Origin of the sequence: Streptomyces tricolor (assembly GCF_002155905.1) — a bacterium.
In the GTDB taxonomy this organism is placed as follows: Bacteria; Actinomycetota; Actinomycetes; order Streptomycetales; family Streptomycetaceae; genus Streptomyces; species Streptomyces tricolor.
Genome location: NZ_MUMF01000588.1, coordinates 1 through 1,189, shown reverse-complemented (window position 1 = coordinate 1,189; position 1,189 = coordinate 1). Strand labels below are relative to the sequence as shown.

Below are 1,189 nucleotides of genomic sequence, written 5' to 3'. Positions count from 1 at the left end.
GGACATACGGGGGTCCTCTGGGTAAGTGCATCGTGCTTTCGGGCAGGGGGGAGCGCGGCACGGCACCCCGGCGGGTGCCGTGCCGTACCGGACGTGCGGGAGATGCAGGGGGTGAGGGGACGGCTCAGCCCAGGACGGCGAGCGCGTCGATCTCGATGAGGAGGCCGGCCGGCAGGCCGACGTAGACCGTCGTGCGGGCGGCGGGCGGCTGGGTGAGGCCCTGCTCCTCGAAGTAGGCGTTGTAGATCTCGTTCATCTCGGCGAAGTGGGCCGTGTCGGTGAGGTAGACGCGGATCATCATCACGTCGTCCCAGCTCGCGCCGCCTTCCTCCAGGATCGCCTTGACGTTGGCGAGGGTCTGGAGGGTCTGCTCGCGCAGCGAGGGGCCGGCGGGCGTCGGCGGCTTGCCCTCCTCGGCGGGCAGGAAGCCGACCTGGCCGGCGACCTGGAGGATGTTGCCCTTCTTCACGCCGTGCGAGAACTTCGCGGGCGGGGCGGTGTGGGTCTTCGGGGTGAGCGCGATCTTGTCGGTCATACGGCGGGGTCCTTCACTGGGGTTCGTCCGGAGTACTCGCCGCTGATCGCGTCCGCGGTACGGCGGACCANNGGCCGTCGGCGCCGCGGATGGGGGCGGCGACGCAGTTGATGGACTCCTCGTGGCCACCGAGGTCGGTGGCCCAGCCCTGTTCGCGCACCGTGGCCAGTTCCTTCAGGAAGGCGTCGGCGTTCGGGGTCGAACGGGGCGTGTACAGGGGGTAGTCGAGCCGCTCGGCGAGGGCGCGGCGCTCGGGTTCGGGCAGGTCGGCGAGGAGCAGCTTGGCCACGGCGGCCACGGTGATGGCGACGGGCTTGCCGATCCGCGAGTACATGCGCACGGGGTAGCGGCTGTCCACCTTGTCGATGTAGAGGACCTCGTTCTCCTCGTACACGGCGAGGTGGACGGTGTGTCCGCAGTGCTCGTTGAGGCGTACGAGGTGGGGGTGGGCGATCTCGCGGATGTCCAGGTTCTCCATCGCCTCCTGGGCGAGGGCGAACAGGCGGGCGCCGAGGCGGTAGCGCTGGTCGGACTGGCGGTAGACCAGGCCGTGTTCGTGCAGCGTGCGCAGGAGGCGGAGGGCCGTGGACTTGTGCACGCCGAGGCGGTCGGCGACCTGGCCGAGGTCGGCGGGGCCCTCGGCGAGCAGCGGCA

At 70.8% G+C, this 1,189-nt stretch carries 1 protein-coding gene and 1 pseudogene; both read right to left on the bottom strand.

Annotation, left to right across the window (positions count from 1 at the left end; all coding sequences use genetic code 11):
• Nucleotides 1-124: 124 nt before the first annotated feature.
• Entirely contained in the window at nucleotides 125-535 is a 411-nt protein-coding gene (locus tag CCN44_RS34515) for a RidA family protein (RefSeq protein WP_059252340.1), read from the bottom strand.
• Nucleotides 536-608: 73 nt separating this feature from the next.
• Nucleotides 609-1,189: pseudogene (locus tag CCN44_RS34510) on the bottom strand (IclR family transcriptional regulator); the annotation flags it as partial.